Annotated in this window: 26 protein-coding genes; 11 read left to right on the top strand and 15 right to left on the bottom strand. The window is 41.6% G+C overall.

All coding sequences use genetic code 11. The features are described from left to right. Window positions 1-14 precede the first annotated feature (14 nt). Window positions 15-1,847, bottom strand: a complete 1,833-nt coding sequence (gene typA, locus M3197_RS03745) for a translational GTPase TypA (protein WP_251658685.1) — start codon at window positions 1,845-1,847, stop codon at window positions 15-17. A gap of 100 nt (window positions 1,848-1,947) precedes the next feature. Here typA and M3197_RS03740 point away from each other — a divergent pair, with 100 nt between their 5' ends. Beyond that, window positions 1,948-2,133, top strand: a complete 186-nt coding sequence (locus tag M3197_RS03740) for a YlaF family protein (RefSeq protein ID WP_251658683.1) — start codon at window positions 1,948-1,950, stop codon at window positions 2,131-2,133. A 37-nt stretch (window positions 2,134-2,170) separates the two neighbouring features. Here M3197_RS03740 and M3197_RS03735 read toward each other — a convergent pair whose 3' ends face one another. Beyond that, window positions 2,171-2,965 (bottom strand): inositol monophosphatase family protein, encoded by a 795-nt coding sequence (locus M3197_RS03735; RefSeq protein WP_251658680.1) that lies wholly within the window; start codon window positions 2,963-2,965, stop codon window positions 2,171-2,173. A gap of 138 nt (window positions 2,966-3,103) precedes the next feature. After that, entirely contained in the window at window positions 3,104-3,298 is a 195-nt protein-coding gene (locus M3197_RS03730; protein WP_039044101.1) for a YkzI domain-containing protein, read from the bottom strand. A gap of 152 nt (window positions 3,299-3,450) precedes the next feature. Between M3197_RS03730 and M3197_RS03725 the strand changes: the two genes are divergently transcribed. Next, on the top strand, window positions 3,451-4,074 hold the full coding sequence (locus tag M3197_RS03725; RefSeq protein WP_251658678.1) for a YktB family protein: 624 nt from the start codon (window positions 3,451-3,453) through the stop codon (window positions 4,072-4,074). A 181-nt stretch (window positions 4,075-4,255) separates the two neighbouring features. On the opposite strand, the gene M3197_RS03720 is transcribed toward M3197_RS03725, so the two are convergent. The 6 genes from M3197_RS03720 to M3197_RS03695 form a co-directional block, all read right to left on the bottom strand. Continuing rightward, window positions 4,256-4,525, bottom strand: coding sequence for a UPF0223 family protein (locus M3197_RS03720; protein WP_251658676.1), 270 nt, complete (start codon window positions 4,523-4,525; stop codon window positions 4,256-4,258). 82 nt (window positions 4,526-4,607) lie between these two features. Next, the gene (gene lpdA, locus M3197_RS03715; protein WP_251658675.1) at window positions 4,608-6,020 is read right to left on the bottom strand and encodes a dihydrolipoyl dehydrogenase; all 1,413 of its coding nucleotides are present in this window, start codon (window positions 6,018-6,020) and stop codon (window positions 4,608-4,610) included. Between the two features lie 3 nt (window positions 6,021-6,023). Continuing rightward, window positions 6,024-7,415: a dihydrolipoamide acetyltransferase family protein gene (locus tag M3197_RS03710; RefSeq protein WP_251658672.1), complete on the bottom strand. Its 1,392-nt coding sequence runs from the start codon at window positions 7,413-7,415 to the stop codon at window positions 6,024-6,026. Between the two features lie 36 nt (window positions 7,416-7,451). Next, complete coding sequence (locus M3197_RS03705) at window positions 7,452-8,429, bottom strand: alpha-ketoacid dehydrogenase subunit beta (protein ID WP_251658670.1); 978 nt, start codon at window positions 8,427-8,429, stop codon at window positions 7,452-7,454. A 3-nt stretch (window positions 8,430-8,432) separates the two neighbouring features. Next, a complete protein-coding gene (gene pdhA / locus M3197_RS03700; RefSeq protein WP_251658668.1) occupies window positions 8,433-9,548 on the bottom strand; it encodes a pyruvate dehydrogenase (acetyl-transferring) E1 component subunit alpha in 1,116 nt (371 codons plus the stop codon). A gap of 213 nt (window positions 9,549-9,761) precedes the next feature. After that, window positions 9,762-10,445 carry a YkyA family protein gene (locus M3197_RS03695; protein WP_251658665.1) on the bottom strand — a complete coding sequence of 228 codons (684 nt, stop codon included), beginning with the start codon at window positions 10,443-10,445 and terminating at the stop codon, window positions 9,762-9,764. Between the two features lie 58 nt (window positions 10,446-10,503). Here M3197_RS03695 and def point away from each other — a divergent pair, with 58 nt between their 5' ends. The 3 genes from def to rnjA all read left to right on the top strand — a co-directional run bounded on the left by def (window position 10,504) and on the right by rnjA (window position 13,191). Next, window positions 10,504-11,061: a peptide deformylase gene (def, locus tag M3197_RS03690; protein ID WP_251658663.1), complete on the top strand. Its 558-nt coding sequence runs from the start codon at window positions 10,504-10,506 to the stop codon at window positions 11,059-11,061. Window positions 11,062-11,308: 247 nt separating this feature from the next. Next, window positions 11,309-11,518 carry a DNA-dependent RNA polymerase subunit epsilon gene (locus M3197_RS03685; RefSeq protein WP_251658661.1) on the top strand — a complete coding sequence of 70 codons (210 nt, stop codon included), beginning with the start codon at window positions 11,309-11,311 and terminating at the stop codon, window positions 11,516-11,518. A 5-nt stretch (window positions 11,519-11,523) separates the two neighbouring features. Continuing rightward, window positions 11,524-13,191, top strand: a complete 1,668-nt coding sequence (rnjA, locus tag M3197_RS03680; protein WP_251658659.1) for a ribonuclease J1 — start codon at window positions 11,524-11,526, stop codon at window positions 13,189-13,191. A gap of 45 nt (window positions 13,192-13,236) precedes the next feature. On the opposite strand, the gene M3197_RS03675 is transcribed toward rnjA, so the two are convergent. The 4 genes from M3197_RS03675 to M3197_RS03660 form a co-directional block, all read right to left on the bottom strand. Then, window positions 13,237-13,896 (bottom strand): potassium channel family protein, encoded by a 660-nt coding sequence (locus M3197_RS03675; protein ID WP_251658658.1) that lies wholly within the window; start codon window positions 13,894-13,896, stop codon window positions 13,237-13,239. Window positions 13,897-14,008: 112 nt separating this feature from the next. Further along, entirely contained in the window at window positions 14,009-14,458 is a 450-nt protein-coding gene (locus M3197_RS03670) for a redoxin domain-containing protein (RefSeq protein WP_251658657.1), read from the bottom strand. Between the two features lie 80 nt (window positions 14,459-14,538). After that, window positions 14,539-15,081 carry a peroxiredoxin gene (locus M3197_RS03665; RefSeq protein ID WP_039044088.1) on the bottom strand — a complete coding sequence of 181 codons (543 nt, stop codon included), beginning with the start codon at window positions 15,079-15,081 and terminating at the stop codon, window positions 14,539-14,541. Window positions 15,082-15,229: 148 nt separating this feature from the next. Continuing rightward, on the bottom strand, window positions 15,230-15,559 hold the full coding sequence (locus M3197_RS03660) for a hypothetical protein (protein ID WP_251658656.1): 330 nt from the start codon (window positions 15,557-15,559) through the stop codon (window positions 15,230-15,232). Between the two features lie 238 nt (window positions 15,560-15,797). On the opposite strand from M3197_RS03660, the gene M3197_RS03655 reads away from it, so the two are divergent. From M3197_RS03655 to M3197_RS03630, 6 genes are all read left to right on the top strand, one after another. Then, entirely contained in the window at window positions 15,798-16,340 is a 543-nt protein-coding gene (locus tag M3197_RS03655; protein ID WP_251658655.1) for a helix-turn-helix domain-containing protein, read from the top strand. A 15-nt stretch (window positions 16,341-16,355) separates the two neighbouring features. Continuing rightward, a complete protein-coding gene (locus M3197_RS03650; RefSeq protein WP_125101974.1) occupies window positions 16,356-17,459 on the top strand; it encodes an ABC transporter ATP-binding protein in 1,104 nt (367 codons plus the stop codon). Then, window positions 17,449-18,276: an ABC transporter permease gene (locus M3197_RS03645; RefSeq protein ID WP_251658654.1), complete on the top strand. Its 828-nt coding sequence runs from the start codon at window positions 17,449-17,451 to the stop codon at window positions 18,274-18,276. Before M3197_RS03650 ends, M3197_RS03645 begins: the two co-directional genes overlap by 11 nt. Next, window positions 18,260-19,060, top strand: coding sequence for an ABC transporter permease (locus tag M3197_RS03640; protein ID WP_251658653.1), 801 nt, complete (start codon window positions 18,260-18,262; stop codon window positions 19,058-19,060). Before M3197_RS03645 ends, M3197_RS03640 begins: the two co-directional genes overlap by 17 nt. Next, window positions 19,057-20,130 carry an ABC transporter substrate-binding protein gene (locus tag M3197_RS03635; RefSeq protein ID WP_251658652.1) on the top strand — a complete coding sequence of 358 codons (1,074 nt, stop codon included), beginning with the start codon at window positions 19,057-19,059 and terminating at the stop codon, window positions 20,128-20,130. Before M3197_RS03640 ends, M3197_RS03635 begins: the two co-directional genes overlap by 4 nt. A 538-nt stretch (window positions 20,131-20,668) precedes the next feature. Next, on the top strand, window positions 20,669-21,865 hold the full coding sequence (locus tag M3197_RS03630) for an MFS transporter (protein WP_251658651.1): 1,197 nt from the start codon (window positions 20,669-20,671) through the stop codon (window positions 21,863-21,865). Between the two features lie 53 nt (window positions 21,866-21,918). Here the strand turns inward: M3197_RS03630 and M3197_RS03625 are convergent, their stop codons facing one another. Beyond that, the gene (locus M3197_RS03625) at window positions 21,919-24,504 is read right to left on the bottom strand and encodes a VWA domain-containing protein (protein ID WP_251658650.1); all 2,586 of its coding nucleotides are present in this window, start codon (window positions 24,502-24,504) and stop codon (window positions 21,919-21,921) included. After that, complete coding sequence (locus M3197_RS03620) at window positions 24,488-26,236, bottom strand: vWA domain-containing protein (RefSeq protein WP_251658649.1); 1,749 nt, start codon at window positions 26,234-26,236, stop codon at window positions 24,488-24,490. Before M3197_RS03620 ends, M3197_RS03625 begins: the two co-directional genes overlap by 17 nt. Window positions 26,237-26,241 lie beyond the last annotated feature (5 nt).

Raw genomic sequence — 26,241 nt, 5'->3', positions numbered from 1 at the left:
CCTTTCATAACTGCTTATTTGCTCTTTTTTTGTGCCTTTTCACGTTCGTTCTTATCAAGGATTTTCTTACGAATACGAATTGACTCTGGTGTTACTTCACAGTACTCGTCGTCTGCAGCATATTGAAGTGCTTCTTCAAGAGTCATGATTTTAGGCTTTTTAGTTGAAACGGTTTGGTCCTTTGTTGCGGAACGAACGTTAGTCGCGTGTTTCACACGTGTTAAGTTGATAGTGATATCACTTTCACGAGTGTTTTCACCAACAACCATCCCAGCATAGATATCCGTACCAGCTTCTACAAACATAATTCCACGATCTTCAAGTTGCATCACGCTGTATGCTGTAACTTTTCCGTTTTCCATGGAAACGAGAACACCATTACGACGTCCGCCAACTTTACCAGCTGACATCGGCTTATAAGAATCGAACGTGTGGTTCAAGATTCCGTAACCGCGTGTAAGAGTTAAGAAGTCTGTAGAATATCCAATCAATCCACGAGCTGGAACTAGGAAAGTCATACGAACTTGTCCATTACCATTGTTAACCATGTCGAGCATTTCACCTTTACGCTCACCCATAGATTCAATGACAGATCCCGTATATTCTTCAGGAACGTCAATTTGTACGTTTTCTACTGGTTCACAACGTACACCGTCGATCGTTTTAACGATAACTTCCGGTTTTGAAACTTGAAGTTCAAATCCTTCACGGCGCATGTTTTCGATCAAAATCGACAAGTGAAGTTCTCCACGGCCAGAAACAGTCCATGCATCCGGTGATTCCGTTGGATCTACACGTAACGATACGTCAGTTTGCAATTGCTGTTGAAGACGTTCTTCAATTTTTCTTGAAGTGACCCATTTACCTTCACGGCCAGCGAACGGGCTGTTGTTCACAAGGAACTTCATTTGTAATGTAGGCTCGTCCACGTGAAGCAATGGCAAGGCTTCCTGATGATCTGTCGGACAGACTGTTTCACCAACGTCGATATCATCCATACCAGAAATCGCAATCAAGTCACCGGCATGCGCTTCTTGAATTTCAATACGTTTTAATCCTAAGAAACCGTACATTTTAGTAACACGGAAGTTCTTCACCGAACCATCACGTTTCATAACGCTTACTTGTTGACCGACTGTCATTGTTCCGCGGAATACGCGTCCGATACCAATACGACCTACATAGTCACTATAATCTAAAAGAGATACCTGGAATTGTAGCGGCTCTTCACGATTGTCGATTGGTGCAGGAATTTTATCCAAAATTGCATCATAAAGCACTTCTAGTGTCTCTTCTTGATCAGCAGGATCTGGTGAAAGGCTTGCAGTACCATTAAATCCTGAAGCGAATACTACAGGGAATTCAAGCTGTTCGTCATTTGCATCTAATTCGATGAAGAGTTCAAGGACTTCATCAACCACTTCTTCAGGACGTGCAAAATCGCGGTCAATCTTATTAACTACTACAATTGGCTTCAAATTAATTTCAAGCGCTTTTTTCAAAACAAAACGAGTTTGTGGCATACACCCTTCAAATGCATCGACAACTAAAACAACGCCGTCTACCATTTTCAAGATACGTTCAACTTCTCCACCGAAGTCAGCGTGTCCTGGCGTGTCCAAAATATTAATTTTCGTGTCTTTATATTCGATCGCAGTGTTCTTCGCAAGAATTGTAATTCCACGCTCACGCTCAAGCTCGTTTGAGTCCATTGCGCGCTCTTCTACGTGCTCATTTGAACGAAAAATACCGGATTGTTTCAATAACTGGTCGACTAGTGTTGTTTTACCATGGTCAACGTGGGCGATTATAGCTATATTTCTAAGATCATTTCGTGTGTTTGTCATCATTTCACTCCATCTGTCTTTATTCAGTTGATTAACTGTGTTATTATAGCACAAGATACTTCGAGAAAAAAAGATTTACTTTATCAGGAGGCGCATTTTTTTGAAAAATGTCAAATGGGTATTTGTTTTATACGCTCTAGGAGCCATTCTATCCATGTTTATGATTGGAATTGCTGTTGGCGTAAAAAGTTTCTTATTAGCAATCGCTGCTATCATTTCTCTCGTATTGATCATGGGAAATGGATTTAAAACAAAAAAGAAGTTTCGTGAACAAGGACTTCTTTAATAGATGAGTGAAGATTGTTAGGAAACCTAATAATGCTTCACTTTTTTAATACAATGAAATCTTCAAGTAGCTGGGAGTGGATACTTGCATTCGACACGATGAATGTCTCTTGCTCCAGCAAACTGGATTGCTCCCCATTAAGCGTAGAGGATATTGCACCAACTTCGCCCGCGATGATCATACCGCCCGCAATATCCCACGGGGACAGTCTCATTGAGACGTATACATCAACCCTGCCAGTTGCCACATGTGTCATTTCAAGAGCTGCAGACCCATATGAACGTGTCCCTCGACAAGTATTGACAAGTTCAATCATCGGATTATTTTCTACATATCGATTCGGGGCAATCCAACTTGCATTGACGCCAATAATTGATTCTTCGATGGTCGTATCCGTCAACTGTGGTAACCGAATATCATTAAGGTATGCACCTTCGTCCTTCATAGCCGAATACAAATCGTCTGCCATTACATCGTACACATATCCTAGCATTCCAATGCCATCTATATAAATACCTAAAGAAATGGCGAAATTTCGTTTTTGATGGATAAAGTTCATCGTCCCATCAATTGGGTCTAAAAACCAAATGACACCATTTAATGACTGGATTTCATCCCCAAATCCTTCTTCCCCCATAATTCGATGATTCGGGAAATCCCGACGAATCCTAGTGATAAAAAATTGTTCAATTTCGCGATCAATATTTGTGACTAGATCGTTCGCTGATGATTTTGAACTAATTTCAATTTCAGTGAAAAATGAATGCTTTATATGATGCCCTGCTTCTTTAATCAATGATTTCGCGTAACGGTCCATGGCTCCCCAGTTCATCTCAAACCCCTCCAGTTCATCTCCAACAAGTATAGCATAGCCATACAGAGCCAAAACAAAAAAGGCTCCTGTGCATGGAACTCCCTCGAGAGAACAATGTCCATTAGCCTTTCTTAACAGTTACAGTTAGTCATTACGTTAAAAACCATTCAACTTCTCCAATTCAGTATGAATTTCAGTCAATCTTTTTTTGCTTTTCGCAATTTGCTTAAAGTCTTCTTCATTTAACGCATCATGAAGGGTTGCTAATTCATAGTCCAACTCTAGGTTCAATACTTTAAGAAATTCTTTTTCGACATCAGCTTTACGAATAACATGGACGACTTGTTTCATCGAAAACACCCCTTTTTTGAAAGTATGTGCAATTTCCTGTTACCATAAGATATGCGGGAATCGGTTGGACGGCTAGATGTTTGTCCTCTTGCCTTCAATTATTCCCCAAAGTACGTCTCTATAAACGTAGAAAAAAGAGAGGGGTCACAAAATTGACAAAAACATTTTGGACGGAAAGTGATTTTTCTGTTTTCGAAGTAACAGGATTGGACGAACGAATGACAGCACTACAAGAACGTATACAGCCTAAATTCGTTAAACTAGGAGATCTATTCACGCCTTTGTTGTCTGCTCACGGTAAGGGTGAGTTTTATCCTCACGTAGCAAGACATGCAAGACGTACAGTAAATCCCCCGTCAGACAGTTGGATTGCTTTTGCTCCAGCAAAAAGAGGGTATAAAGCGCTTCCTCACTTTCAGATTGGTCTTTGGGGCTCACATTTATTCATCATTCTCGCGATAATTTACGAAAATCCCGATAAGAAAGGAATTTCCGAGCGTCTTCAACATGATTTGTCTATTTTGACTTCTCTCCCTAAGGATTATGTTGTTTCTGGAGATCATATGAAGCCAAGTGCACAGTCAATTCAAGATTCTGGTAAGGAAGGCGTGTCCGAATTACTTGGACGTCTACACGATGTAAAGAAAGCGGAGTTCCTTGTAGGACGGCATCTTAGTCGCAAACAAGCCATAACGATGACGGAACAAGAATTCTTATCATACGCAGAAGAAACGTTTGAACACCTACTACCTGTTTATGATCAAGTAATTGGATAAAAAAGAGGTTAACCAAAAAACGATTCGGTGTTTGCCATTTACGCAAACCTATCGAATCGTTTTTAAATTCGACTGAATGTAGAGACATTCGTCAACAGGATACATAATCACAATCAGTGGACCTGTCTTTTAGAAATTATTATTGTGGGACATTGAGTCCTCGATAAGGATTTACAACAAATTATCCTTTAATCACATCTCCATTACCGCCTTCTTTTGCTTGCTTCACCACTTTGTAGCATTCATAACTACTAGCTTCCTTAAACTCCTTAAATAACGTCTTTTCTTCCGCCATCGAAGGAACTACCTTCTTAAATGAATTGTATGACCCAAGTAATTCTTCACGACCGATTCCTTGCTCAAATGCTTTTTCAACGCAAGTGAAAAACTCAGTCACCATCATAATTTCTTTAGTGGACCAATCTGCACGTAGTGGATAACTATATTCCATCTTTTTCTCCTCCTGTCTCTCATTAGTTTACACACAAAGGAAAAAACCTATCCGACAGATGCCGGATAGGAGTCTCCACATGTTATTTAGAAAGAATATGAATCGGTTTACCAAGCGCTACTTCTGCAGCTTCCATTGAGATTTCACCCAATGTTGGATGTGCGTGAATTGTCATAGAAACATCTTCTAACGTCATTCCGCTTTCAATAGCTACTGCCATTTCAGCAATCATGTCAGAAGCATTCTCACCGGCAATCTGAGCTCCTAGTAACAATCCGTCTTCTTTACGAGCAACAAGCTTCACAAAGCCATCTGGAGTATTTAGTGCAAGCGCACGACCATTCGCACCGAATGGGAATTTGCCTACTGCTACTTCATAGCCTTCATCCTTAGCTTGCTTTTCATTAAGACCAACTGTAGCAAGTTCTGGATCCGTAAAGCATACTGCAGGGATTGCCAAGTAATCCACTTCTGATTTTTCACCAGAGATGGCTTCTGCAGCAATCTTGCCTTCATAAGATGCTTTATGTGCAAGTTGTAAACCAGGAACAATATCCCCGATTGCGTAAATATTAGAGATGCTAGTGCGACATTGTTTGTCAACACTTAGAAGTCCTCGCTCTTCAAATTTCAACCCAAGTTCTTCAAGACCCATCTCATCTGTATTTGGGCGACGCCCTACAGTAACGAGTACATAATCAGCTTCTACTGTTTTTTCTTCACCTTTTACTTCATAGGTAACTTTAACACCTGATTCGGTTTCTTCAGCACCTTTAGCAGTTGCTTTCACAACAACCTCAACGCCTTTTTTCTTCAATCCTTTTTTCACAAGTTGTGTCATTTGTTTTTCGAAGCCAGCAAGAATATCATCTGCTCCTTCGATAATCGTTACTTCAGAACCAAGATTGGCATAAGCAGAACCAAGTTCCGTACCGATATAACCTCCACCAATGACTACTAACTTTTTAGGAAGCTCTTTCAATTCAAGGGCACCTGTGGAATTGATAACGCGCTTCGAATATTTGAAGTTCGGAATCTCTACAGGACGAGCACCTGTTGCAAGAATAACATTTTTGAACTTATAAGTTTGCGCGGATGCGTCATCCATCACACGTGCTGTATTGGCATCAACAAAGTATGCTTCACCTTTAACGATTTCAACTTTGTTCCCTTTAAGAAGACCTTCAACACCACCAGTAAGCTTCTTAACAACGCTTTCTTTGAAAGCCATTGCTTTAGAAAAATCGAGCTTTACGTCTGATGCAGTAATCCCCATATCGTCAGCATTCTGTGCATTCACAAAACGATGTCCGACAGAAATCATAGCTTTAGATGGTATACAACCTACGTTTAGACAAACACCACCGATTGTATCTCTTTCTACAATCGTTACTTTTTGTCCGAGTTGTGCTGCACGGATTGCCGCTACATATCCTCCAGGACCTGAACCGACTACGAGCGTATCTGTTTCAATTGGAAAATCTCCTACTACCATGGTTTACGCCTCCATTAATAAAAGTTCTGGATTTCCTAGCAAGTGTTTAAGGTGATTCAACGCTTGTTGCCCCGTTGCTCCATCGATCACCCGATGATCAAACACTAATGACAATGCTAACATAGGTGCAGCAACGATTTCACCATTTTTAACCACAGCTTTTTCAGAAATACGACCAATTCCTAGTATCGCAACTTCTGGATGATTAATAATTGGTGTGAACCATTGACCACCTGCAGAACCAATGTTTGTAATCGAGCAGGAAGCACCCTTCATTTCTGAAGCAGTAAGTTTTCCATCGCGGGCTTTTCCACCAAGATCAGCAATTTCTTTTGAAATCGCAAACATCGATTTACGATCAGCATGCTTAATAACTGGTACCAAAAGACCTCGATCTGTATCTGCTGCAATTCCGATATTGTAGTAATGCTTTTGTATCAATTCTTCAGTCGCATCGTCTAACGATGTATTCAATTCCGGGAATTTACGTAATGTTGAAACGAGCGCTTTTACTACATACGGCAAGTAAGTCAGTTTAATATCTTGTTCAGCCGCAATTTCTTTGAACTTCTTGCGGTGAGCAACCAATTCAGTTACGTCTACCTCGTCAAGAAGTGTTACATGAGGCGCAGTATGTTTGGAGTTCACCATCGCCTTCGCAATCATCTTACGAATAGGGCTTAACTTCTCGCGTGTTTCTGGGAAGTCGCCTTCAGGAAGCTTAACTGCTGATGATTGAGCTTGTTGTTCCTGTTGTTGTTCACCCTGACTACCAGTTTGAACACTATCTTCTTGAGTTTCAGCTTCAGCTTCAGCTTGAGCTGATTGGTTACCACCTGATTTGAATGATTCGATATCATCTTTGACGACCCGACCATTTTTTCCTGAACCTACAACTTGTCGAATATCCACGCCTTCTTCACGAGCAAATTTACGAACAGAAGGCATTGCAATGACACGACGATTCGGGTCAACTTCTTGACTCGCTGCTTCTCCTGTTGACTCAGGCGTTGCATCTGTTGCAGGACCTGCTTCATCTCTTGGTGCTTCTTTTTTATCAACAGTTTGTCCTTTTTCCGCAGTAGCTTGAACTTGAGATTCTGATTTAGCTTCCTGTTTTTCTTCCGCAGGCGCCTCTTCTTCCTCATCTTCGTGATCTGGGGAGTCAATTCGAATCAATTTATCTCCCACAATTGCTACTGTTCCTTCACTTACAAGTATTTCTTCTATAGTTCCTGACACAGGTGAAGGGATTTCCACGACAGATTTGTCGTTTTGTACTTCAAGAAGTGTATCATCTTCGTTAATAGTGTCGCCTTTAGATACGAACCACTTTACGATTTCACCTTCATGAATTCCTTCTCCGATATCTGGTAAACGGAAGTGATATGCCACGTGATCCACCCTCTCCTCAGTCCAATAGACTGGCTATTAAAATTCAAGTACTTTTTTCGCTGTTGCAACAATGTCATCTGCTTTTGGAAGCCAAGTGTTTTCACCTTGTGCAAAAGGATAAATTGTATCCGGTGCAGTTACGCGAAGTACTGGTGCCTCAAGACTTAATACTGCACGTTCCATAATTTCAGAAACGACATTTGCAGCAATTCCGGCTTGGCGCTGAGCCTCTTGCACAACGATTGCACGGCTTGTCTTTTCAACAGATGCAATAATCGTCTCAACGTCTAATGGCTGAATTGTACGCAAGTCGATAACCTCAACGGAGTGACCATCTTTTTCAAGTGCTTCCGCTGCTTTTAGGCTTTCTTGTACCATTGCACCGTAAGTGATGATGGACAAATCAGTTCCCTCACGCTTCACATCTGCTTTACCTAAAGGAATTGTGTATTCTTCTTCAGGTACTTCTTGACGGAACGAGCGATATAGTTTCATATGCTCTAAGAAGATGACAGGGTTCTCATCTTTGATTGCAGAGATTAGTAAACCTTTTGCGTCATATGGTGTTGAAGGGATAACTACTTTTAGACCAGGCTGAGCGGCAACAAGTCCCTCAAGACTGTCAGCGTGCATTTCTGGTGTAGCCACTCCCCCGCCAAATGGTGAGCGGATAGTAATTGGTGCGTTTAATTTACCTGCACTACGGAAAGACATACGTGCAGCTTGTCCGCTTACTGAGTCCATCACTTCAAATAAGAAGCCGAAGAATTGCAGTTCCATTACAGGACGATAGCCTGTCAAAGCAAGACCAATTGCAAGACCACCAATTCCTGATTCCGCAAGTGGTGTGTCAAATACTCGTTCTTCTCCGAATTCTTTTTGAAGACCTTCGGTTGCTCGGAAAACCCCGCCGTTTTTACCGACGTCCTCACCAAACACGAGCACGTTTTCATCATTTTTCAATTCCGTGCGCATTGCATCGGTAATCGCTTGGATCATCGTCAATTGTGCCATCGGTTATTTCGACTCCTTTTCCGTGTAGATGTCAAACTGTTCTTGTACATTGTATGGCATATCGCCTGCATACATAATTTTAAGGAAATCAGTCACCTTTTGTTTTGGTGCTTGGTCCGCTTGTTTAATCGCGTCCTTTATTTCTTGTTTGGCACGTTCGATCACTTCATTTTCTTTTTCTTCGTTCCATAGTTTTTTCCCTTCCAAATACGTACGGAAACGAACGATTGGATCGCGCTTTTCCCATTCGTTATCAATATCAGAAGTACGGTAACGAGTTGGATCATCGCCTGCCATTGTATGTGGACCGTATCGGTAGCACATTGTTTCTATCAGTGTAGGACCTTCCCCATTCACTGCGCGTTCTCGTGCGTCTTTCGTAGCTGCATAAACCGCAAGTGGATCCATACCATCTACAAGAATACTTGGGATTCCCGCTGCAATCCCTTTCTGTGCAAGGGTTTTCGCTGCTGTCTGTACTTCACGTGGTGTTGAAATTGCAAATTGGTTATTTTGCACAACAAAAATAGCAGGGGAGCGGAATGCACCTGCAAAGTTGAGGCCTTCGTAGAAATCACCTTGCGATGTACCACCATCACCTGTGTATGTCATCACAACAGATTTAGTGCCTCGTTTTTGGAATCCAAGTGCCACTCCCGCCGCTTGGACGTATTGTGCACCAATAATAATTTGTGGTGGGAAAATATTAAGTCCTTCAGGAATTTCACTTCCTAAGAAATGTCCACGAGACCAAAGGAACGCCATATGTAACGGCAAACCATGGAAAATCAGTTGAGGAACATCACGGTACCCCGGTAAAATGAAATCATCTTTTTCTAAAGCAAAATGAGACGCAAGTTGCGATGCCTCTTGACCTGCTGTTGGCGCGTAAAAACCAAGGCGCCCTTGACGATTCAGTGCAATCGAGCGTTGATCGAGAATACGCGTATACACCATGCGCTCCATCAGCTCTGTTAATTCGTCATCGGATAGATTAGGATCTGATTCTTTATTCACAATCTTTCCGTCCTCATTTAGGATCTGGAACATTTCAAACTTTTCTTCGATCTCATGTAAAACACCTGTTGGATCGAACTGCTTGTTCTTTTCTGCAGCCATTTCGGCAACTCTCCTTCGCTTAACTGTATTAGGTAAATCACGACATTCTATTGATACAATCAATCTTCCACACTCAGTATACTGAAAGGTAAAGGAACGGTCAATGTATGGAGCATATAGATTGTATGCGTCACCAAAAACCTTCTATTTATCCACCATAACTGTATTAGTACACATATCATTCTGTATTATAATAGAATAAACTGAAAGATTTCATTCAGATTCCACTTGTTGCGTTTCTTTCAAAGCGCTATTCACTTCCAATGTTGATTGATTGAAAACTAAAATTGCATCTTCTAGTTTCGCTCGTTGTTTATTTACCGCAACTGTAGCCCTTTCTAACTCTACCCGTTTTACATTTTCCTCAATCAATAATTCATACAAAGAGCTTTGTTTTTCCGTTAGCTCACTGTATAAGTCCATGACTTCATAATGAAGTTCAAACCTTTTAGACAGAGCGGTTTTTAACTTAGCAATCGCCCTTTCTGCTTCATCACCAGTTTCTGTTGGGAGTGATTCAAGACGTTTAGCTGTTTGCTCTGCGTCATCAATTACTCCCCTTTCTTTCTCTATAAGATTTTCTCTCTCTTCGAGGGACGTTTCCATTTTGGAAACTCCACTTTCAATGAGTTCTCTTTCTTCAATCGTAAAGTCCACAGTCTTATTAAATAAAAGTTGTTCCTTTTTCTCTAAAGTTGCCAACTGATTTTCATACTCGACAACTTTAGTCTCGTACTCCTGAATATCCGTTAAAATTCCCGCTAACTCTTTTTGCATTTGATCTTGCTCTTCTGTGCATCCTCCTACAAAAAGCATCAAACTCATCGGGATTATCCATAATAATTTTCTCACTGTATTCCCCCTATCTTTTTCAAGTTCAACAGTAAATCCTTTCACACGTTTCCTAATTCCATTATACTAAGAAAAGGCACTATAACGAAAAGGAGACACCAACATGATTTTAATGGAAGACATTATACGAGAAGGCCATCCGACGCTGCGGTTGCGTTCGGAAGAAGTAACATTCCCTCTTACATCTGAAGACAAACAGTTAGCATCTGATTTACTAGAATATGTTATGAATAGTCAGGACGATGCCATCGCTGAAAAATATGGGCTCCGTGCTGGAATTGGACTAGCAGCACCTCAAGTGAATCACCCCAAAAGAATGTTCGCTTTGTATATTGAACAAGAAAAAGACAAAGATATTAGTCTCGTGGCGATCAATCCAAGGATTGTCAGTCATTCTGTAGAAAAAACGTATTTAGCTACAGGAGAAGGGTGTCTATCTGTCGATCGCGAAGTGGAAGGTTTCGTACCAAGATACTCACGGATTACGATAAAAGCATTCGATGTGGAAGGAAACGAATATAAAAAGCGCTTAAAAGGTCTCCCTGCAATTGCATTTCAGCACGAGCTTGATCACTTAAATGGAATAATGTTTTACGATCACATCGACCCGAAAGCTCCTTATAAAGAGATTCCTGATGCGCTCCCTTACGAAAGAGAGTAATTGTTACTTGACAGAAAGTTCAAAATACGTTACACTTCTTTAAACAAGGAGTGATATTGCCATGTATAAGCGCCTGAAACGTAAACTGTTAAAACGGCTGAATGGCATCCTCGGTAAAAAGTCAATTGCATAACGTTAATACGCCCACCCTTCATAAGGTGGGCTTTTCTTTATTTTCCATGAATGACGTGGTACTATTAAAAGTATCAGTCCAAAAATCGAACGTTAAGAAAAAGGAGAGCACAACATGATCTTTAAAGTTTATTATCAAGAAACCAAGGTACAAGTACCTGTCCGCGAAAACACACAAACATTGTATGTAGAAGCTGAATCTGCACGCGATGTACGCAAAAAGTTACAAAGTCGTAATTATAACATTGAATTCATTCAACAACTTGAAGGGGAGCATCTCGAATACGAGCAAGCTTCTGAACACTTCGAGCTTGAGCAGGTGTAATGCACATGAAGTCTATTAAAAACAATGAAACTGCCGTTTTTGCCTTAGGCGGACTAGGTGAAATCGGCAAGAACACATATGCCGTGCAATTTCAGGATGAAATCATCTTGATAGATGCAGGTATTAAATTCCCTGAAGACGATCTACTTGGAATTGACTACGTCATTCCTGATTACACGTATTTGAAAAGAAATGCAGATAAAATCAAAGGGTTATTCATCACGCATGGTCACGAAGATCATATCGGTGGAATTCCATACTTGTTACGTCAAGTGAACATGCCAGTTTACGGTGGTAAATTAGCGCTTGGCCTCTTGCGTAACAAACTTGAAGAACACGGTCTCGTCCGTTCTACCAAGCTGATCGAGTTCGGCGAAGAGGATGTTTTCAAATTCCGAAAAACGTCAGTATCTTTTTTCCGCACAACACATAGTATTCCTGATGCATATGGGGTCGTTGTTAAAACTCCTTCGGGTAATATTGTTCACACAGGTGATTTCAAATTTGATTTCACTCCTGTCGGAGAACCTGCAAATCTCGCTAAAATGGCGAAGATTGGTAGCGAAGGCGTCCTATGTCTCCTCTCAGACAGTACAAATGCGGAAGTTCCAAACTTTACAATGTCTGAACGTAAAGTCGGAGATAGCTTAAATGATATTTTCAGAAAAGTTGACGGACGTATTATTTTTGCAACGTTTGCTTCAAACATTCACCGTTTGCAACAAGTAATTGAAGCAGCTCAAATTCACGGACGTAAGGTCGCTGTCTTTGGACGCAGCATGGATAACGCAATCACGATTGGACGAGAACTCGGCTACATCGATGCCCCAAAAGATCTCTTTGTAGATGCTCAGAGCATTAATCGTCTACCTGCAAACGAAGTGATGATTTTATGTACAGGTAGTCAAGGTGAGCCAATGGCTGCCTTGTCTCGAATTGCGAACGGTACACACCGTCAAGTTCAAATTCAGCCTGGAGATACGGTCATCTTCTCATCTTCACCTATTCCAGGTAATACGTTAAGTGTTAATAAGACGATTAACGCTTTGTTCCGCGCTGGAGCAGAAGTCATTCATGGTGCTCTGAACAATATCCATACCTCCGGTCACGGTTCACAGGAAGAACAAAAACTGATGCTACGTCTTATTCAGCCTAAATTTTTCATGCCCATCCATGGTGAATATCGAATGTTGAAAATGCATGAAGAACTTGCAATTGCATGTGACGTAGAACCAGATAATATCTTCATCATGTCAAACGGAGATGTCCTTGCACTTACTGAGGATACTGCACGACCTGCTGGCCGCGTACCTTCAGGTGACATCTACATTGACGGTAGTGGGATTGGAGATATCGGAAATGTCGTTCTTCGAGATCGCAAAAATCTCTCCGAAGACGGTCTTGTTATTGTCGTGGCTACGATAGATAAGAAACGTAACCGCGTGGTTTCCGGTCCAGATCTAATTTCTCGTGGATTCGTTTACATGCGTGAGTCTGGCGCGATGATCAATGAAGCACAATATATGCTAACGCGTCAAATGCACCGCAAATTGTCAACCGGACCAGCTGATATCGGAGTGCTGAAAAGTGATATCATTGATTCACTCAGCTCTTATCTATATGACAAAACAAAACGCAGACCTATGATTCTACCTGTTATTTTAGAAGTATAATAAAAACAGCCTCACCCGATTAAACCAACCGGGTGAGGCTGTTTTTTAGTGCAGTACTTTTTTCTCAAAGCGATGTATATCGACATCTGATCCTATTACAATAAGAACATCGTTCAATTGAATCTCCTCTATCGCTTGAGGTGATACTAAAATGTGATCTTCCCTTTTAATTGCAACAATATTGACTCCATACTTTGCACGGATATCCAAGTCTATCAGAGTTGCTCCTGATAGTTTTGCATTTGCACGGATTTCCACAATTGAATACTCATCTGATAGTTCTAGATAATCGAGAATATCGTTCGATACCATTCTATTCGCAATTCGTCGGCCCATATCACGCTCAGGATGAATGACATGGTCTGCCCCAATTTTGCGCAATACTTTTTCATGATAATCATTTTGCGCTTTCACCGTAATCATCTGCACACCAAGTTCTTTTAGAATTAGCGTTGTTAAAATACTGGCTTGAATATTCTCACCAATTGCAACGACAACATGTTCAAAATTACGAATTCCAAGTGATCGCAAAGACGATTCATCAGTTGTATCCGCCGCAACTGCTTGTGTCGCAATTTGAGCGAATTCATCCACTCTCTCTTGAGATTTGTCTATCGCCATAACAGAAGCATCCAGTTCAATTAGTTCGTTCACGATACTCCCACCAAAGCGGCCAAGGCCGATGACGACAAATTCCTTTTTCATATCTCATCTCTCCGATTCACGTAAGAATGCGTTAAGTTTACCATAGCAGCTCGACACTCTCAAATATCGAGAAAACCCGACAGACCGTGAAACGGCAGCCGGGTTTTGAATCTTACTTCTTCATTTCATCGAGTACACGATTTACTCGCTTTTCGAGCATTTTCATACCACTTCCGCCAGCTTGGAAGTGACGAAGCTGACCGTCTTTGTCGAATACATAATATGCAGGCACGTACTGATTTTCGAACGCATCGTTCAATTTAAGTTCGCTGTCTACATAAATCGGCTGTGTAATGTCGTGTTCAGCAGCAACTGCTTTAATATTATCCAAATCCACATCATCTTCTGAACGTGGCATATGGACAGCAACAACATTCAATTCATCTTTGTACTTATCACGAAATGCATTAACATCTGGCATTGCTTCTTTACACATATGACAGCTCACTGACCAAAAGTGAATGAGTGTCGGTTTTTCTCCTACGAGTTCAGATTTGGTAACTTCACCGTTCAACCATGCTGTTGCACCAGCTAGTTCTGGCAATTGTTCACGTAATTTCATGTGTTAGTTCCTCCTCTTGGATAAAAATCCCCGCTGCAAAAGCTTAGCGGGGAACTTCAATCAATTTTCAATATATGAGATTATAGAGTTTCTTGACCGGGACGCCAGTTTGCTGGGCAAAGACCACCAGTTTGAAGTGCTTGAAGTACACGAAGTGTTTCGTCTACATCCCGACCAATATTGTTGTGGAATACTGTTTGGTATTGCATTTCACCTTCTGGGTTGACGATGAAAAGACCACGCAAAGCAATTCCCTCTTCTTCAATCAAAACACCATAGTTACGAGCCACTTCGTGATTTGTATCAGCTGCAAGTGGATAATTCAAATCTCCAAGACCATTGTCTTTACGGTCTGTGTTAATCCAAGCTTTATGTGTGTGAATAGTGTCTGTAGAAACACCAATAACTTCTGCATCAAGGTCTTCAAACTCGTCATAACGATCAGACATTGCAGTAATTTCTGTCGGGCATACGAACGTAAAGTCCATTGGATAGAAGAACAATACAGTCCACTTATCATTTTTCATGTTTTCTTCAAGGCTCACTTTACCGAATGACTTGTCCGTCATTACAGCTTCCATTTCGAATCTTGGCGCTTGCTTACCAACCATGCGTTCTACCATTCAAAATCCCTCCAATTATCTTCTGAGCAGAATTCTCATCCGCTCAATTCTTCTATAGCTTATCAAAAGCTTGTCGGAATATCAATTAGAATGAATCATACATAAGAATCATTATCGAAAAATGTCATGTAATTGAGAAGAAGATCAATTATGACTCTTCACTATCCGTGCACATTGATGGCTTTGCAGGTCTGTCACCACAAAAGTCGCAAGATGGATCTTCACACGATGTTTCCCGCCATTCGTCACACGTTGCACAGTAAACAGAATCAAATTCTTCATTATAAACTAGTGAGCTCATACAACGAACACAGTGATCCGCCATTTCCGACCACTCAATCATCGCTTCATTCTGATATAAAAATACACGGGAACTACCATCCGTTACCGTTTGCATGTCACTATTCAGTGCAGTCTTCATCAAATTATTCCAGTGCCGGTCTTCCGGGTCAAAATAAAACAGCATTTTCTCGCCCAATCGAAGTCCCCCATTTCTTTGGTATTATTCTACTACGCCTCTAGTAATAACACAATGAAAGCCCGTTATTACTCTCTGTTAATAACACCTGCGGGATAGGTATTTTAGGATTAAACAGTGACTACTAGTATTGCTTAAATCTACTCTTGATTTCCTGTGATGATTTTGTATAATGAAAGATGCTAAAAGTAAACTTGAAGTTCAGTTATACTAAACTTCCATGAAAGTAGGATGACACATGCAGATCGGCAGCAAAATCAAACGGCTGCGATTACAAAGCGGGCTCACACAAGAAGAGCTTGGTGAACGCACTGATTTGACGAAAGGCTACATTTCTCAATTAGAGCGAGATTTGAATTCTCCTTCTATTGAAACGCTTTTCTCCTTGCTCGAAGTTCTCGGTACAACTCCAAAAGACTTTTTTGACGAAACAAAGAAGAGTGATCCCGTCGTTTACTCTCCTGAACACCAAACAACGTATATAAACGATGAGTTACATTACAAAATACGCTGGCTCATACCTAGATCCAATGAAAACGAAATGGAACCCGTACATATTACGTTCTCACGTAAAGGAGAGCTAAAACAGTTTGCCCCTTCCCTTTCTGAAACGTTTATCTATGTACTTGTAGGGAACGTTGAAATAGAGATCGGAACTCGTATTTATTCAGCAAGTGAGGGGGATGCAGTGTACTATTCTGCAGAAGACCAGCACCGCATTTCAAATGCACACGACGGAATTAGCGAGCTCTTACTCGTCGCTACAGAATCTTACTTATAAAAAGGGGGACCCTCATTGTCCACACAACCAATCATTCGCTTTGAGAATGTCAGCAAACGCTTCGGCGAAGACACAACTGTATTAGATGGTGTTTCATTTGAAATGGAACGCGGAAAGTTCTACACACTTCTCGGCCCTTCCGGCTGTGGGAAAACAACAATTCTACGACTTATCGCTGGATTTTCAGAGCCCTCTGAAGGGACGATTTACTTTAACGGGAAATCTGTCAACCAAACACCCGCAAACGAGCGACAAGTGAACACTGTTTTCCAAGATTACGCCCTGTTCCCTCATTTGAATGTCTATGAAAACGTCGCATTCGGGTTACGCATCAAAAAAGTGAAAAAAGCCGAAGTGGATCGCCGTGTGAAAGAAGCACTCAAGTTCGTTAACCTTGCTGGCTATGAAAACCGCGAGATCACGGAAATGTCCGGTGGTCAACGCCAACGTGTTGCAATTGCACGTGCGATCATCAACGATCCGGAAGTCATATTGTTGGATGAACCCCTTTCTGCACTGGATTTAAAATTACGTTCAGCGATGCAGTATGAGCTACGAGAACTCCAGCAACGTCTTGGGAAAACTTTCATTTTTGTCACACACGACCAAGAGGAAGCGCTTGCGATGTCCGACGAAATCTTCGTCATGAACTCGGGACAAATTCAACAATCGGGTACTCCAATCGATATTTACGATGAGCCTATTAACCGTTTCGTTGCTGATTTCATCGGCGAATCGAATATTGTATCTGGCGTCATGATCGAAGACTACCTTGTTGAATTCAACGGGAAACGATTTGAATGCGCCGATGCTGGACTCCAGCCCAATGAGAAAGTAGACATCGTGCTTCGTCCGGAAGATATTGAAATTACACCCGTTGATGCTGGGAAACTTACAGTTACAGTAGACACCTCCCTTTTCCGAGGTGTACACTATGAAATTTCAACATACGACCAAGATGGCAATGAATGGCTAGTCCATTCAACGAAAAAAGCTGAAGTAGGCATGCAAATCGGTCTAGACTTTATCCCAGAAAACATTCACGTCATGCGTCTTAACGAATCCGAAGAAGACTATGATGCGCGACTTGAAGCGTATGGTGCGGCGGATGAAAACTAATCGCGCTGGCCTTCGGTTGTCCATGGTTCCGTACTCTCTTTGGATTTTGCTTTTTGTCATTGCACCAATCGGACTGATTGTGTACTACTCATTTTTCGATTTAAGTGGCAATTTCACATTTGATAACTATAAAAACTTTTTCACGTCTGTCTATCTAAAACTGACAGTTAGCTCATTTTGGTATGCTTTTCTCATTACGTTCTTCTCTTTGTTAATTTCATACCCAACAGCCTATTTCTTAACGAAATTAAAGCATAAACAGCTGTGGCTATTACTAATCATTATCCCCTCATGGATCAATTTACTGTTGAAGACCTATGCATTCATCGGATTGATGGGGTTATATGGACCGGTAAATGCGCTACTTGAAACTGTTGGTATTGGCAAGCAACAGATCTTGTTCACAGACTTCAGTTTCGTGTTCGTTTCTGTTTATATCTTCATTCCATTTATGATATTACCGATTTTCAATGCGTTGGATAAATTGAATCCTGCACTGATAGACGCCTCTCGGGATTTAGGTGCAAATGCTTGGACGACTTTCAGACGTGTCATCTGGCCACTTACCCTTAATGGGGTTAAGTCAGGGATTCAGGTCGTATTCATCCCTGCCCTTTCGTTGTTCATGATCACTCGACTCATTGCAGGAAACAAAGTCATAACGCTAGGTACAGCAATTGAGCAGCAATTCCTCGTTACACAAAACTGGGGAATGGGCTCAACGATTGCCGTATTCTTAATTCTATTCATGGTAGTCATCTTGCTTCTAACGACTGCGAACGAAAGGGGGATGGCTGGAAGTGGAAAGAAACGGTAAACTCCCAAAAATCTATTTGACAGCTGTCTTTCTTGTTTTATATGCACCCATTTTCTATTTGATTTTTTACTCATTTAACTCTGGTGGTACGATGTCCCATTTCGAGTCCTTCACGTGGGAACATTACGCTGCTGTTTTTGAAGATAAACGGCTCATCATCATCGTGCTCAATACAGTAGTCGTTGCTTTACTCTCTGCTTTGATTTCAACTGCAATTGGAGTGATGGGAGCAATCACAATCCATTACATGAAGAACAAAGCGATGCGGAACGCGATGCTTTCCATGAATAGTATTCTTATGGTAAGTCCTGACGTCATCATCGGTGCTTCGTTCCTTATTCTGTTTACACTAGTCGGCATCAAACTCGGATTTGCCTCTGTGCTACTTTCCCATATTGCATTCAGTATTCCAATCGTCGTCATTATGGTTTTACCGAAATTGCAGGAGATGAGCCCGACACTGATCGACGCTGCACTCGACCTTGGAGCTACTCGTAAAGAAATTATGTCACGTGTCATTTTGCCGTTCATTAAACCTGGGATATTCGCGGGCTTTTTCTTGGCGCTGACCTATTCTTTGGATGACTTTGCGGTGACGTTCTTTGTGACCGGAAACGGATTCTCAACACTTTCCGTTGAAATATATTCGATGGCTAGAACAGGTGTCACATTAACGATCAATGCACTCTCTGGTCTCATCTTTGTAATAACAGCTGGTCTGATTTTGGGTTATTACTTCCTAACAAATCGCTCTAAAACACCTGCTAGGGGGCTGAAACGATGAAAGCGTTAGTACGTGGAGCCGTTCTTATTGCAGCAACAGCAGCCATTCTCATAATCATCAATGCACAACTAGCTAAAAGCGGTGCACAATCTGGTGGGAATACGCTGACTGTTTATAACTGGGGTGAATATATTGACCCTGATCTCATCAAGCAGTTTGAAAAAGAAACAGGCATCAATGTTATCTATGAAACCTTCGATTCTAATGAAGGCATGATGGGGAAAATCGAGCAAGGCGGTACATCCTACGACATCACAGTACCGTCCGAGTATATGGTGGAGATGATGCGAGAAAAAGATTTGCTCATTCCTCTCGATTACGACAAGATTCCGAACATCAAAAATATTGATCCTTATTTCATGGATCTTCCGTTTGACCCTAATAATACGTATTCCATCCCCTACTTCTGGGGGACTCTTGGGATTGCTTATAATCCAACTTTGTTAGAAGGCCAAACATTTGAGAGCTGGGATAATTTATGGGATCCTTCACTTAAGCAACAGGTTGTTACGGTAGATAGTGCACGTGAAGTTCTCGGGATGAGCTTGAATTCACTAGGCTACTCACTCAACTCAACAAACGTTGACGAACTTCGTGAAGCGACGGATAAACTGAAAACGCTCAGCCCGAATATTAAAGCAGTTATCGGGGATGAAGTAACCCAAATGATGATGAATAACGAAGCAGCCGTCTCACTCATATGGTCCGGGCAAGCAGCGGATATGATGTCTGAGAACGAAGACATCACATATGTGGTTCCAGAAGAAGGTTCGAACTTATGGTTCGACAACATCGTGATTCCAAAGACGGTGAAAAACATCGACGGGGCTTATGAGTTTATCAACTTCATGTTACGTCCCGAAGTTGCTGCTCAAAATGCGGATTATGTAGGGTATTCTACACCTAATAAAAAAGCACTATCTCTCCTAGACCCAGAGGTCGTTTCTGATGACCGGTATTACCCGGATGAAAAGGCTCGAGAGCATTTGGAAGTGTATAAAGATTTAGGATTGGAAATGCTTGGTACGTATAATGAGCTGTTCTTAGAGTTTAAGATGAATATGAAGTAAGTTGTTTGATTCCAGCAGAAGCGAATTATCGCTTCTGTTTTTTTTGGGGAAGGAGTTAATCGGTCGCGAGGTTATTATGGTCTTGGGAGCAAATGTTATGTTCCGCGGTAGGTTGAACCAACGGTTATGGGATTGGAATTTTATTTATGATCACTTTTTATAGTTTATGAGCACATTCTGATTTTTATGATCACTTTTCATAGTTTATGAGCACATTCTGATTTTTATGATCACTTTTCTCGATTTATGAGCACTTTTTGACGCTTATGATCACTTTTCTCAATTTATGAGCACTTTTTGACGTTTATGATCACTTTTCTCAATTTATGAGCATTTCGGGAGTTTTATGAGCATTTCTCCAGTTTTATGATCACTTTCACCGATATCCAGATAAGCTAGTCAATCTAAATATGAATCTAAGTTAAAATACGTAAATTTTCAGTATTACAAGAATTGCCCGAGTTGTCCCACCCCAGTAGAGACAAGCTGTATGCTAAACTAAGATGAGGATACAACTGAATAGGAAGGAGGAACACGCGTGGCCACTAAATCTACTTCTTTTGCGATTTATATTCTGATGTTCAATATGTTTATCACCATGTCAGGTATTGGACTTATCATTCCAATCATGCCTGATTACTTAGGAACGTTTGGCGTGGCTGGTGCAGCTCTCGGTTCTCTCATTGCCGTTTTCTCATTTGCCCAATTCATATTTTCTCCCGTTTCCGGTTCCCTTTCGGATAAGCACGGAAGAAAAAACATCATCATTTTCGGACTCATTCTTTATGGGGTTTCCCAACTTGCATTTGGCCTTTCCACTGAGCTTTGGATGCTCTTTGTAGCACGATTCTTTTCTGGTTTTGGTTCGGCATTCTTAATTCCTCCGATGATGGCCTTTGTTGCGGATATTACAACCTTTGAAGAACGTGGTCGCGGTATGGGGTTACTAGGTGCCTCCATGTCCCTCGGATTCATGATTGGACCTGGAGTTGGAGGTTTTCTATCTAAATTCGGGTTACAGTTTCCCTTCTACTTCGCTGCAGGCGCTGCACTTTTCGCTGCAGTCATGTCATTTTATATTTTACCTAATCCCGCTCCGAGCCCCGCTGCTGAAAATGGGCCAAGACGAACAGATAATTTGTTTCAACAAATTGCGCGCTCTACTAAAACTCCCTACTTCGTCGTCTTACTTGTCATGTTCGTCTTCTCTTTTGGATTAGCAAACTTCCAATCGACCATCTCACTATACGTTGGGATAAAATACAATTACACCCCTCTTATGATTGCAGTCATCATTACAGTCGGGGGATTCGTTGGCGTTATCATCCAAACGTTTGTCATCAACCGCTTGTTCAAAAGGTTTGGTGAAATGCGTGTCATCCTCATCAATTTAGTCATTGCAGCGGTGGCAATGCTCAGTATTACATTCGTGAATATGTTCTGGTCCATCTTGCTAGTTGCGACGATTTTCTCAACAGCTACTGCTTTATTGAGACCTGCAGTAAATACTTTGGTTTCAAAACTTGCGGGTAACGAACAAGGCTATGCAGCCGGAATGATGAATGCTTACATGAGCTTAGGTAATATGGTTGGACCCGCGTTAGCTGGTTTCGTTTTCGACTGGAAAATGACAGCACCTTACTTTCTCGGGACTGCAATACTCCTCACATGCTTCCTAATAGCCGCTACATGGGCAAAGAGAAACACAGATATATTAGCTGCTACACGTTCGTAAACTTCAAAAAACCCAAAGCCACATAAAAAGGGCTTTGGGTTTTTTGTATGAATCTATCGCTTCCGCTTTTGTTTAAGCAGTTCAGTAACACTCGTCTGACCTGTTGAGTCTATTTCTTCAATGGGAGTTTTCTTTCTCAACACGGGCACAAATCTGCTGAAACGGCGCAATGTGATATCCGCAAAGAATAGGAGTAAAGATCCTAATAAGAGCCAGGTTGTAATGGATTTCCGCTCTTCACCACGATAAGGAAGTGACCGAAATGCCTCATTAGGATTTTCCAATACACGTCCACCAGTTTCTTTAGTGATTTCCGCTAACAAGTCTTCGTTCGGCACTTTCGGTCTATATTCTTCACTGTAAGGAATTGTCACACCTGTCTCAAATAATCGGTTTTGATCGTCCGTTACGCTGAGATAAACAAGACCAGGTGTCGAGTTGAGTGAGATATTCACTTTACCTGGTGCTGTCTGATCTTCAAGTACTTCTATTTCCTCACCAGCCTCTGTCACCGCAGTCACCTCAAGAAATGCCGCTTCTCCACTCGTATCTGTAATAGTGAATTTACCGCCATCGCCTTGCGTCAGAACGTAAGGTGCAGAACTATAAGAAGGTAAAATTCTTCTCATTGCCGTATTCCAAAACTCAGGATATGCTTCCCACGCAGCTAATTCTCCAGACCATTTACCTGATGAATCCGAAGTGAATGCAACAGTTCGTCCAAGTCCGTATTTCCATTCAGCAATGATTGGATCCTCCTTAGGACTAAACGCTGCAACGTCAGCTGTTGGTTTAGCAGTAGTTGCGATGTAGGCATTCATCTGAGGGACTCCTACAGCGAATAACTCATTCCACTCCGGCACGTGTCCAAGCTTCATATAGAAGGGATCATCTTCGATATAAGTCCGGGTCATCGTTATGGTTTCGCGAGACAAAATTGCAGGAACGGTGGATTCATCAGAAACACCATAATAACGTCCACCACCTGCTTCTGCCATCTCTTCTAATAAGGATTCGTCGGCATCAGTACCGATTCCCACTGTGGATAACGTCGTATTGTTATTTTTAGCTTCTTCAATAATATCGAGATATCCAGCCGGCATCGAAGATTGTCCATCAGTTAAGAGAATGACGTGTTTCCGTTGGAGAGATAGGTCTGCCAGATCCTCATATGCTTTTGCTACCGAAGGGAAAATATTAGTCCCCCCTGCAGCAGGTACGGATAAAATCTTCGAGGTCACGTCTTTTTTATCATCTAGAGGACCTACGGGGACAACTTCCCATATACTGTCTTCAAACGCAGTAAATCCGAAAGTGTCTTTTTCTCTAAGTAAATCGACCGACCGTGCTGCAGCTTCCCGTGCAAGGACTAATTTTGAGCCGCTCATACTTCCCGATCGGTCCATGGCGATGACAAGTCCAAGAGAAGGAAGCTCTTCTTTACCTTTCACTTCCATTTCAACTGGCAAAAGAGTCTCAATCGGCGTTTTGAAATAACCACCGAGTCCGAAACTGTTAGTTCCCCCGGTCATCATGAAACCCGTTCCAAAATTTTTCACGGTCTGTTCAATCATAGCCATTTTTTCTTCTCCAACTAGAGTGCCTGGCACATTATCAAAAATAATTGCCTGATAAGGTAAATAGCCTGATAAAGTTGAAGGTAGGTCTTTCGCTTGAAGTGTTGTAACGTTCAATGTGTTTTGATCCAATAAACTGGGTATGACGGATGGATGTTCATCCGTTTCAACTACTAATACGGAAGGTTGCCCTTGAACAGTCACAGCTGCGAACATCCGATTATTCTCTAAAAAATGATCATTTTCAACGACGAGTTTCGCTTCATACTTTACTAACCCTGTATTCACTGCAGGTAACGGATAGGTGAACTGATTCTTCCCAGGAACCAGTTCAATATCCTCTTCACCAATAGGACGATCGTTTTGATACAAATATAAGGTCCCTGTTGTCCGATCTGATGCATTCACTTCAATGGTCATAAGCTGTTGTTGCCCGGCATAAGCCGTCCTCGGAACATCTAACTTTGTTATGGCCGCATCTGGGAACACCTGATGGTTCAGCTGCGCAACATCAATCTGCACACGACTAGTCGTGAATTTCTGCAAGTAGCTTAATGCATCTCCTCTAGTTTGTAATCCATCTGAAAGCAAAACAATTCGCGTGGCGGATTCGGCAGAACCAATCGCATTTGTCAGGGAAAGAGCCTTTTCAATATCTGTTTCTCCTACTTCTTCTAGTGATTCAACCTGGGGAACGCGGACTTGACCTTTGGTTAACGCAGTATCCGTCCGAAAATCACCTGCAAACGAATAGAGTCCTACCGCTTGGTCCGCTTTTTTTGAACTTAGACTTTTTTCAATGAACGCATCCATTTCTTCTGATGTACCTGAGGTTGAAGCTGAACGGTCGGCAAGGAACATTATCTGTTCCTCTTCATTGAAAAGGACTAGATATGGTGACACGAGTGCCGCTAACAAGAATAGAATGGAAGCACTTCTAAGTATAAATAAAAGTGTTGCCCTTGGTGTTTTTCGTTTTACAGAACGCCACGTAAAAATCATATAGGCAACAAGGGGAGCTGATAATAACAACCATAAAGGGTGATCAATACGGATATCCACGGCGTCTCTGCACCTCCCATTCTATGAGCATTAGCAGTAAGAGTGGTAGAAGAAATGGCCAAATGACTGGGATTGTTTGCTCCTTCTTCACATCTGTTGTTGTTAGCTTTCCTGTTGAATAAGAATCTCCTGTCGCTACACTTTTTTCAGAGGATTCAAGCTGAACAGCTAATAACTTGTCAGTTGTCCCATCTGTTGCTTTATAAATGCCAGGTATTGCTGGTGCCTGCAATGTATTTGCCGACTCTGTAGTGAACAAATAAGAACCAGTCACCTCATATATATCAACAGGTTCCGTCATCACAACAGACTTCCGTTGAAGTGGCGCGAATACTCCTAACGTTTCAGCATCATCTGACAAAGATTTTACGACGCTCCAAACGAACAGGGGAAACGTAGGCTGCAACGGCCAGTCCGTTGCTTCCAAGTCCGCAAGTAAGATAATATCTCCACGAGGTGAGCGTTGGATAAGTGGATCCTTACCAACTCTTGCAAGCACTTCATAGTCTGCAAAAGGGGGATAAATTTCTTCAACATACATGTCTTTTGGAGCTGCAATTGAAAATAATGGATCATTTGTAACCGAAACTTCTCCCTTTGCTTTCATTGGTTTAGCATCTTCTCTACCAATTAGAAGAATCGGTCGTTTCCCTTCTTGTAGAAAAACTTCTGAACTGGTTATTCGTAAAATACCGTCTTCATCGAAGTCTTCCCCATTATCGATTGTGACCTCTTCCTGTATAGCTTGTGCAGCTTTTTTCAGTAATTCATGAAGTGTTTCATCCACTACTACTTTCGTACGTTCAGTCGCTAGCAATGCATGACTGATGTTATCAGCACGATAGTCATCAGTACCCACCAGTTCAACTTGAAGCGCAGAAGCATCGGTCTCAATCTTTTTAAAAGAAATCAATTCTTCACTTCCCGGTTCCCCTTTAAACGCTTCCTCTGCAAGTACTTTTTCAGTACCAGCTTCTTTTAATTGAATTGTCCCAACCTGTGTTTTCTCTGTATCATGCTGTAACTTTACAATTGCTACTACCCCTTCTTCACGCCGATTTGCTCCAAATCGGAGAATGGAATGGTTGTTTACTTTTTGGTCATTTGTATGTACATGCCAACTCATAGTAGTCCCTTCATACACGAATGCCGACCGTTCCAACGCATCCGTAAAGATATGAACTTCCGCTCCGTGCTCACTATACATCGACTTAACAAGCTCAATGGAGGTATCCAGATGATTTTGTTCATACCTAACAGTCAATTCTCCAATTGCCTGGATAGCTGATTGAGAATCACTGTTTTGTATCGCGAATTCTGGTTCCTTCCCTGTTATCACGATGGAAACAGGACGTCCTTCCGCTGATTCCAGTAAGTTATTCATTTCTCTTTGATTCATCTCAAATAGTGTGGAATCGTTTGGAGTTGCTAGCATCGATGCAGAACTATCGACGATGAATACGAGGGGAATACCTTCAGATTGAGTTTGCTTGATGGATGGTCCAAGGAGCAACCATACAAATAAAAGAAGCGCTAACAGTTGTAAGTAAAATAGAGCATTGCGCTGCAAATTACGAATGAATGGTGATACATTCTCTTCACGGCGATCTTCATCCCAAAATAGTGTAGATGAAATCGTTTTCGGTTCAAAACGTTTTCTGAATAAATAATAAACGATTACTGTTAGTGGAAATATCAGTGTCCACAAGTTCGTCAAGCTGGCAAACTCCATACACT

This window comes from Sporosarcina aquimarina, assembly GCF_023715615.1.
GTDB lineage: Bacteria > Bacillota > Bacilli > Bacillales_A > Planococcaceae > Sporosarcina > Sporosarcina aquimarina_A.
The sequence above is the reverse complement of the archived record's forward strand: the minus strand, read 5'-3'. Positions and strand labels throughout refer to the sequence as shown.